Genomic DNA, 8,012 nt, shown 5'->3' with positions numbered 1-8,012 from the left:
CGCGAGCCGGGTACCCCGGCTCGCAACGAGGCGGGGGCCGAGCGCCCCGGTGCGAAGCACCGAGAGCGGGCAGGGATGACGGTCGACCACGTCGTCGTCGTGCTGCTCGACAGCCTCAACCGGCACATGCTCGGGAGCTATGGCGGCCGCGAGTTCGACACGCCCAACCTCGACGCGTTCGCGACGCGCGCCGTGCGATTCACGCGCCACTACACCGGCTCCTTGCCGTGCATGCCCGCCCGTCACGACATCCTGTGCGGCGCGGTCGACTTCCTCTGGAAGCCGTGGGGCTCGATCGAGGTATGGGAGCAGCCCGTCACTGCGAGTCTTCGTAGTGCGGGCGTGGTCACCATGCTCGCGTCCGACCATCCGCACCTCTTCGAGACGGGTGGCGAGAACTACCACAGCGACTTCACCGCGTGGGACTACGTACGCGGTCACGAGGGCGACCCGTGGCGAACGTATCCCGATGTCACGTCGGTGGGCGCGCCCGTGCTGCCGGCGCGCGCTGCACGCGGGCTCCATCGACCGTACGACACGTCACGCACGTACTTCCGCAGCGAAGAGGACTTCCCCGGGCCACGCACGATGCGCGCTGCGGCCGAGTGGATCGAAGGCGCGGCTCGGCACCACGACAAGTGGCTGCTCTTCGTCGACGAGTTCGATCCGCACGAGCCGTTCGACACGCCCGCACCGTGGGCACATCGGTACGACCCCGACTGGCGCGACGAACTGCTGATCTGGCCGCCGTACGACGTGAACCCAATCGCCGAGGGCCGGCTCACCGAACGCGCAGGTCGGCAGATCCGCGCCAACTACGGGGCGAAACTCTCGATGATCGACCACTGGTTCGGCCGCGTGACGGCCACGCTCGAGAACCAGGGGCTCTGGGATTCGACCGCGGTCATCGTGTGCACGGATCACGGCCACTATCTCGGTGAGAAGGACATCTGGGGGAAGCCGGGCGTGATGCAGTACGAGCCGCTCGGCCACATGCCGCTCCTCGTCCACTGGCCGGACGTTCCTGCAGATACCGAGTGCGACGCGCTCACCACCAGCGTCGATCTGTTCGCGACGATCGCCGACATCTTCGACGTTGCGCCCGAGCACCGCACCCACGGCCGGTCACTCGTACCGTTGCTCACGGGAGAGGCGGGGTCGATTCGCGAGTGGGCGATCGGTGGCGTCTACGGCAACTGGGTGCAGATCACCGACGGCCGCCGCAAGTACGCGCGCGGGCCCGTCGGGAGCAACTTCCCGCTCTCGATGTGGTCGAACCGCTGGTCGACGATGCCGGTTCACGGCTTCCCGACCCTCCTCGCCCCTCCGGACAAGCGCGCGCGGCTCGACTTCATGCCCGGCACCGACGTGCCGGTGATTCGTCAGCCGTTCGAGCCGGGTGATGCGCTCCCCTACTGGGCCGGCATGAACTGTGTGGACGATCACCACTGCTTCGACGTCGACAACGATCCCGACGAGCACGAAGATCTCGTGGGCACGCAGATCGAGCGCGAGATGCTCGACATGCTGCGCGAGGCGTTGCGCGAGGTGGACGCGCCCGGCGAGCAGTACGAGCGACTCGGGATCGCGTAACACAGCGCACCGGCGTGGCGTGATCAGCGCAGTCTCATACTCGTGCTCATCGCGGGTCATGGCGGGTCGGGGTCGTCGGGTGGGACGAGTCGTCGGGTGCCGGGCTCTCCGACCACTCGCCAGCCGTAGTAGGTCTTGAGTTTGTGGTGGTGGGAGCAGATGCGCCAAGTGTTCTCTTGGTTGGTGCGGCCGTGGTCCTCGACTTGGACGATGTGGTCGATCTCGAGGCGTTGTTCGTTGTCACACCCGTCGACTCCGCACACCGGGTATGTGCGTTCCAGCCACCGCCGCAGCTTCGCCGGAATCGTCCGCTTGGGTGACGACACCTTGATGATCTCGGTGCCTTCACGAGCCAGAACGGTGATGCGGGCGTCGTCGAGCAGTCCGCGGGCGATGGTGACAGGGATGGGGCCGATGCCGGCGAGCTCGCAGCGTTCACCTGGCTCCACGTAGCCGCGCACCATCGCCGAGTGGTCGGCGTCGAGGCGGACCTCGATCGGCTTGCACGGACCCTCCCGTACCAACGCGACGAATGCGTCGGCGGCGTACGCGACGCGTGGTTCGAGCTGACCGACGGCACGCTTTGCGCGGAAGATCTCGTCGGTGCGGTCACGCAACGCCCGTTCCACGAACGCGCCGTCGTCGGGTGCGAGGCGGGCGTCGATCCGGTAGGCGCCGTCGCGATCGGTCCAGGTGTGGAGCGCCCGCGTCTCGTGTAACCGTCGTGCGGCTGCCTGATCGTCCAGCGCCCGTACGGATGCTTCGCGGCACTGGTCGCGCAGTCCTTTGAACGACACCGCCGACCGCGTCGAGTCCAACAACCGATGCTCCACGCCGGGATCGAGCGTCGCGGTCGCTGCGATCTCCGATGCCTGCGCTTCGGAGAGCTCCCCGCCCCGGAACGCCGCCGCCGTCGCCGGCAGCGCTTCGAGCTCGCGAGCGGTCTGCAGCGACCTGGTCGCGGACCCCACACTCACTCCCGTCGTCGAGGCGAGCCAGTGCGCCGCGGAGCGGTGCCCCTCCTGCTTCCACGCCATCCCGGACTCGACCCGCCGCGCCACCAGACCCCGCCCCGCGACCGAGAGGCGCTCACACTTGGTGAAGAGGTCGACGAGCTTCTTGGCGGCGGAAGAGTCCAGGGCACCGGGCTCGAGGCGTGCGACCAGGCATTCCAACGCGGCCGCTACCGACCGGGCCTCCTCGAACACACTCGCCACGCGCACACCTCCCCGCCGCCGAAACCCAACCTGGGGAAGTTCCACCGCCACTCTACGAACATACGTTCGCCCTGTCAACCCCCAATTTTAGGAGGCGAACAGCGACCCGCGGCCGCTCATCGAGTCGCTCCGTGTCGGCGCCGTTCCGTCGCGATCGGTAGCTGGCCGACGCCACCCACATTCAGGGCAGTATGTCTCGCGCCATGCCGCGATCTCCCGAACGGGTTGAACGCCGCTAGATGTTCCAGATCCGCTCGGCGTTGCGCCACACCATGAGGTCGCGCTCGTCGTCGGGGATGCCCGCGAGCTCTTCGTTGATCGTCGCCAGTGAGTTCGGCCAGGTCGACACTGGATGCGGGTAGTCGCTCGACCACATCAGGTTCTCGGTGCCGAGGATGTGCCGCAAGGAACGAACCGAGTCCGGTTCGTCGATGAACGTCATCGCCATGTTCCGGTGGTAGTAGAAGCTCGGCAGCTCTCCCTCCAGCACCGGGAACTCGTAGCCCTGGCGCAGCACCATGTCGTCGACGAACGAGAGGTACCACGCGACCCAGCCGAGACCGGGCTCGACGAACACGACGCGGAGTTCCGGGAAGCGCACGAGGATGCCGGTCAGGAGCCAGATTCCCAGCGCTTCGGCGGCCGTCGGCGGCGTGCACGAGAGCGTGAGGGCGAGGCGCGGAGTGGGGTCGCGCCTCGCGAGCCCGTCGAGCGCGGTGTTGAGCCCGATGTGGCACGTGATGGGAAGACCGGTCTCGATGATCGCCGCGAACAGCCGGTTGTACCGCTCGTCGAAGTAGTCGGGCAGACCGAGCTCGGCCGGGAAGACCGGGAGCTGGAGCGACTTGCCACCGGCCGCCGCGATGCGCTGCACCTCGCTCACGGCGACGTCGATGTCGTGGATCGGAACCTGATAGTTCACGACGAGCCGGCCCGGGTCGGCCGAGGCGAAGTCGTACAACGTGTCGTTGAAGGCGCGAGTGGCTTCGCGCGCTCCGTTCTTCAGCAGGTAGAGGTACCGGTACGCGCTGACCTCGCAATACAGCACCTCGACGTCGACACCGTCGGTGTCCATGTCGACGAGCCGCGCGTGCGGGTCGAAGTGCCCGTCGCGCCCCCACGACGCGTGCTGGATCTCGGCGCCGCCCCGGTTGGCCTTGGCCGCGTTGCCGCCGAACACCACGCGCCCATACTCCATCAGCGCGGCGTCGTAGTCGTCGTGGAACTTCGACGCGAGGTGCGCCTTCACCTGCTCGTGGCGCACGTTCACATGCGAGTCGGAGGAGATGACCCGTTCGATCGCCATGCAGCGATGCTACGTCACGACCCGCAGCACCTCGGCGCCGCGGCCTTGCTGAATGAGCGGCACGTAGTCGTCGAGCGCGGCGCGCGTCGCCGTGTCGGTGAGGTCGACGACGCGCCCCTCTTCCGCGGATTGGTACGCCGCCATCGTGAGCCGGACGATCTCGAGCCCGTAGTCGAAGTCGAGCAAGCCGTCGTGGCCGTCACGAAACGACGCGAGCGCGTCGACGTTCTCGTCGGTGTATCCGTAGAGATCGGGTTCGTTGGGTTGGACCGCGAGCAGACCTTGCGAGGCGGTCGCCTTCTCGAGCGCGAGCTCGGCGTCGCCGACCGATGCTGCCGCGGCGTCTCCGATGAAGATCTCGAGCGGCGAGCGCAGGCTGTTGGCTTCGAGCGCGTAGCCCGGTCCGAGGCCGTCGACCAGCAATCGCAGACCCTGCTTGTCGTACATCCACGACACGGTGAATTGGGCCTTCGTGCGCGCATCGGTCTCGGGGTTGCGGTAGGTCACCAAGCCGGTCGCGAAGTCTTCGGCGGGAGTGGCGGCATAGTCGACTCCGTGACGTTCCTGCAGCTCGCGTCGCCAGCGCGGCTGCCCCCACTTGAGCAAGCCGACGTCGGCGACGACGGTTTGCGGCTCGAGGAACCCGACGGGCCGCCCCGGAGGCGTGAGCAGATACCAACCGACCGCGAGCGAATGGCAGCCCATGTCGGAGAGCACACCACCGCCCTGCAGTGTGGGGTCCCAGAACCAGCCGTTGTGCGGGCCGGCGTGCTCCTCGCTCGCGCGCGCGAGCGCCAGAGGACCCATCGCCTCGGTAACCGGAGCGAGCTGCTCGCGCGCGTTCTGCAGCATCTTCATGTGGATCTGGTTCTCGAAATAGGCGGTGGGTGCGCCGATGTCGCGTGCAAGTTCGACGACTCGACCCGCTTCCGTGAGGTTGCGCGCGAGCGGCTTCTCGCAGATCAATCCGCGCAGCTGCGCACCGTCGCCAACTGCTTGCGCGATCTCCTCCATCACGGGCACGCGACAGAAGTTCGGGCTGAAGATCGCGACCACGTCGACGTGCTGCGCCATCTCACGCACGCTGTCGAACACCTGTCCATCACCGAGCCCACGAGCCCGCACCGATTCGGCGAGCTCGTGCGGCGGAGTGCGAGACGTGAGCCCGGCGACGTCGACGCCTCGAACGGCTTCGAGCGCGCGCAGGTGGAACTGGCTGACGAACCCGGCACCGACGATCCCGTACCGGAGTGTCTCCATCATTTCCGCTCTTGGCGCTCCGCGCCGGGGCGCTCGGCCCACGGCTCACTGCGGCGCAGGGTACCTGCGCCGCAGCCGTTCGCCTCGGGCTGCCCTAGTCGTCGTAGGTGTTCTCGGGCAGGCCCACCGGCAGCGGCATCGCGCGGTCGCAGGTGGTCTCGACATCGACGGCGCGGTGCTGTTCGGTTGATGTGATCGCAGCCGACATCAACTCGAGCACGTGGAGCGCGAGCTCGGCCGACGCGCGGTGTGGACGGCCCGAGCGCTGCGCCCAGAGCATTTCGGCAAAACCGATCCCGCGGAACTGCGGCAGGTTCGGCTCCGGCAGTTCGACCTCGGTCCACCCCTCCTCGCCCCGGCGCTTGATCGACACCGGACCGCCGAAGCTATTCGGGTCGGGCACCGACAGCGTGGCTTCCGATCCGTACACCTCGATGCAGCGATAGTTCGAGGCCTGCGCGTCGAAGCTCGTGACGAGCGTGGCCATGGTTCCCGACTCGAACTCGACGAGGCTGCTCACGTGCGTCGGCACTTCGACGTCGATCATCGTTCCCGCGAGCGGTTCGGACGTGATCTCTCGCTGCTCACGCGCTCTGCGGCCCATGGCGGTGATTCGGCGCGCGGGCCCGAGCAGCTGCACGAGCGCGGTGAAGTAGTACGGACCCATGTCGAAGAGCGGCCCGGCCCCGCGCTCGTAGAAGATCGCCGGGCTCGGATGCCACCGCTCCGGCCCCGGGGAGAGCATGAACGCGTTGGCGGCAAGCGGCTCGCCGATGTCGCCGCGATCGATGATCCCCCGACAGGCTTGCAGCCCGGCACCGAGGAAGGTGTCGGGTGCGCAACCGAGCCGCAGGCCCGCCCCGGCCGCGAGGTCCACGAGCTCGGTGCCTTCCTCGAAGGTGATGCCGAGGGGCTTCTCGCTGAACACCGCCTTCCCGGCCGTGAGCGCGGCGCGGTCGACGTCGGCATGCATCTTCGGCGGTGTGAGGTTCACGATCGCGTCGATCTCCGGGTCTTCGAGCACCGCCTCGACCGACATTGCGCGCGCGCCCCACTTTTCGGCCCGTTCCTCGGCCCGTTCCGGAAAGACGTCGGCGCACGCGGCCAGCTCGACCCAGTCGAACATTCCGAGTGTGTAGCCGTAGGTGCGGCTGATCATGCCGCACCCGACGACTGCGAAGCGGTTCACGACCGGCCGCGCGAAAGGTCGCTGCTCACGAGGTACTGGTAGCTGCGCTCGACCGCGTCGAACATGTCCGTGTCGCACCGGTCGAACTCGATGAGGTGCCACTGCGCCGAGGCCGCGGCTGCGAGCACGCCTGGCGTGTCGATCACACCGTCTCCCACCGCCACGTTCGAGCTCGCGCGGTCGTCTCCCGGACCGTCCTTCACATGCAGCAGCGTGCACCGCTCGCCGAGCTCGGTGACGATCTCGGCCGGGTCGGATCCGCCGATCTGCGCCCAGTAGATGTCGACCTCGGCGATCACGTCGGGCGCGACGTGTTCGAAGAAGTGCAACAGCGCAGGGCGACCGTCGTCGAGCGGGAAGAGCTCCCAGAAGTGGTTGTGGTACCCGAGCGTGATCCCGCGCAAGCGAGCGATCTCGTTGGCATTGTTGACGAGGTCGGCGGTGCCCTTCACCTCGTCGAGGTCGCCAAAGCCCGGGTGCGGCGCGGACGGGATCACCACCGTGTCGCAACCGATCGCCGCGTGGTCGTCGAGCGCGGCCGCGAACTGGTCGACCTCGGCCAACCCGACGTGCGCGCTTGCAACCTGAAGGCCTGTTCCTTCGAGAGCACGGCCGACCTCACTCGACGACAAGCCGTAGAAGCCGGCGAACTCCACACCGACGAAACCGATCGAGCCCAGGCGCTCGAGCACTGCCGGGAAGTCGGCCGCAGCTTCCTCTCGAAGGCTGTAGAGCTGCACGCCGACAGGGACCGATGCAGATGTGCTCATGGATTTGGTCTACACCGGTGGCGAAGTACGCGCCACCCGGAACGCGCGGGCGCGCGGCGTAGCGTATCGACGTGGCCCAGACTTGCCGAGCGGTGGTGTTCACCGGTGACGGCCGCCACGAGGTTCGCGAGTTCCCGATTCCCGACCCGCCCGACGGCGGCGCGGTCTTGCAGGTGGAGGCCGTCGGTCTGTGCGGGAGCGACGTCGCGCAGCACGCGGGCGTGCAGCTGATCCCCGGCACGAGCGCGTTTCCCGTGGTGCCCGGACACGAGACCGTCGGCCGCGTCCGGCGCTTGGGCCGCGGCGCCGAGCTCGGCGCGAACGAAGGCGACCGCGTCGCGGTCGACGAGGTGTTGAGCCAAGTGCCACCGCTCGCGGTCTACGGCTACACGATGCCGGTGACCGACGACGGTGGCGGCCTCTTCGGTGGGTACGGCGAGTACATGGTGGTGCTGCCCGGCACGCGGCTGCACCGCCTTCGTGACGATAAGCCCGCGGCCGAGCTCACCGTGTTCGAGCCGATGGCGAACGCCGTGAACTGGGTCGAGATCGCGGGCGTGCGCACGGGCCACACCGTCGTCGTCGAAGGCCCGGGACATCAGGGTCTCGCGGTCCTCGAGGCGGTGCTCGCCGCGGGTGCTGACACCGTCGTGGTCACCGGCACCGGTGACGTGCTG

The 8,012-nt window shown here is 68.1% G+C and carries 7 protein-coding genes; 2 read left to right on the top strand and 5 right to left on the bottom strand.

What is annotated here, in order from left to right:
* A partial coding sequence (locus WD271_12930; GenBank protein MEX1008733.1) for a sulfatase-like hydrolase/transferase occupies positions 1–1,593 on the top strand: 1,593 nt, incomplete at its 5' end.
* A 56-nt stretch (positions 1,594–1,649) separates the two neighbouring features.
* On the opposite strand, the gene WD271_12925 is transcribed toward WD271_12930, so the two are convergent.
* The 5 genes from WD271_12925 to WD271_12905 form a co-directional block, all read right to left on the bottom strand.
* Positions 1,650–2,810 (bottom strand): DUF222 domain-containing protein, encoded by a 1,161-nt coding sequence (locus WD271_12925; GenBank protein ID MEX1008732.1) that lies wholly within the window; start codon positions 2,808–2,810, stop codon positions 1,650–1,652.
* A gap of 235 nt (positions 2,811–3,045) precedes the next feature.
* On the bottom strand, positions 3,046–4,116 hold the full coding sequence (locus WD271_12920; protein ID MEX1008731.1) for an amidohydrolase family protein: 1,071 nt from the start codon (positions 4,114–4,116) through the stop codon (positions 3,046–3,048).
* A gap of 9 nt (positions 4,117–4,125) precedes the next feature.
* On the bottom strand, positions 4,126–5,376 hold the full coding sequence (locus WD271_12915) for a Gfo/Idh/MocA family oxidoreductase (GenBank protein MEX1008730.1): 1,251 nt from the start codon (positions 5,374–5,376) through the stop codon (positions 4,126–4,128).
* Between the two features lie 94 nt (positions 5,377–5,470).
* A complete protein-coding gene (locus WD271_12910; GenBank protein ID MEX1008729.1) occupies positions 5,471–6,565 on the bottom strand; it encodes a Gfo/Idh/MocA family oxidoreductase in 1,095 nt (364 codons plus the stop codon).
* Positions 6,562–7,335, bottom strand: coding sequence for a sugar phosphate isomerase/epimerase (locus tag WD271_12905; GenBank protein MEX1008728.1), 774 nt, complete (start codon positions 7,333–7,335; stop codon positions 6,562–6,564). The genes WD271_12910 and WD271_12905 overlap by 4 nt, the downstream gene beginning before the upstream one ends.
* 71 nt (positions 7,336–7,406) lie before the next feature.
* On the opposite strand from WD271_12905, the gene WD271_12900 reads away from it, so the two are divergent.
* Positions 7,407–8,012, top strand: a 606-nt coding sequence (locus WD271_12900) for an alcohol dehydrogenase catalytic domain-containing protein (GenBank protein ID MEX1008727.1), incomplete at its 3' end; no start/stop codon positions are given.

The organism is Acidimicrobiia bacterium (assembly GCA_040880805.1).
Lineage (GTDB): Bacteria > Actinomycetota > Acidimicrobiia > IMCC26256 > DASPTH01 > DASPTH01.
This window is presented reverse-complemented; position numbering and strand designations above follow the sequence as displayed.

Excerpts from the sequence above, each read along its gene's own strand:
- WD271_12920 (MEX1008731.1), bottom strand. The coding sequence starts at position 4,116 with ATGGCGATCGAACGGGTCATCTCCTCCGACTCGCATGTGAACGTGCGC.
- WD271_12915 (MEX1008730.1), bottom strand. The coding sequence starts at position 5,376 with ATGGAGACACTCCGGTACGGGATCGTCGGTGCCGGGTTCGTCAGCCAG.
- WD271_12905 (MEX1008728.1), bottom strand. The coding sequence starts at position 7,335 with ATGAGCACATCTGCATCGGTCCCTGTCGGCGTGCAGCTCTACAGCCTT.